Below are 566 nucleotides of genomic sequence, written 5' to 3' on the forward strand. Positions count from 1 at the left end.
CGGAGTTTTTCAAGTTAGTTGTCGCCTCAAGTTAAATTTTATGCCGCCCGCATTTCTTCTTTTTTCTCAGGATTCAAATTTACTTCGTTTATCATTGACCAATCTCGTGACTTTCCTGACCAACGACTTGGGTTATTCAATTTAGCTGCGTCGTTTACCTGCTGACGCTTGGCTAATATCTCTTTATCTAAACCTAAATGACGTTGATTTGGCGTCACAAATTTTATACCACTGTGTAGGTGCTCATTATTGTACCAATCAACGAACCCACTTACCCATTCTCTTGCTGCGCTTATATCTTCAAATGCCTTTTCTGGGTATTCTGGGCGATACTTTAACGTTTTAAATAACGACTCAGAGTATGGATTGTCATTACTTACTGACGGTCGACTAAATGATGGCACAATCCCTAACTCCTGTAATGTTGCCAGTAATGTCGCGCCTTTCATTGGGCTACCATTATCTGAGTGCAACGTGACTTGCTCGCGCTTTATTTGCTCCCGACTGCAAATATCCTTCATTAAATCTGCGGCTAATTCACTTAACTGTGTGTCGTAAACCTGCCA

Annotated in this window: 1 protein-coding gene; it reads right to left on the reverse strand. The window is 41.2% G+C overall.

All coding sequences use genetic code 11. The annotated features are described in order from the left end of the window. Positions 1-38 precede the first annotated feature (38 nt). Positions 39-566, reverse strand: a 528-nt coding sequence (locus H5201_RS22590) for an integrase core domain-containing protein (protein ID WP_182785466.1), incomplete at its 5' end; no start/stop codon positions are given.

This window comes from Pseudoalteromonas sp. SG43-6 (assembly GCF_014164365.1).
In the GTDB taxonomy this organism is placed as follows: Bacteria; Pseudomonadota; Gammaproteobacteria; order Enterobacterales; family Alteromonadaceae; genus Pseudoalteromonas; species Pseudoalteromonas rhizosphaerae.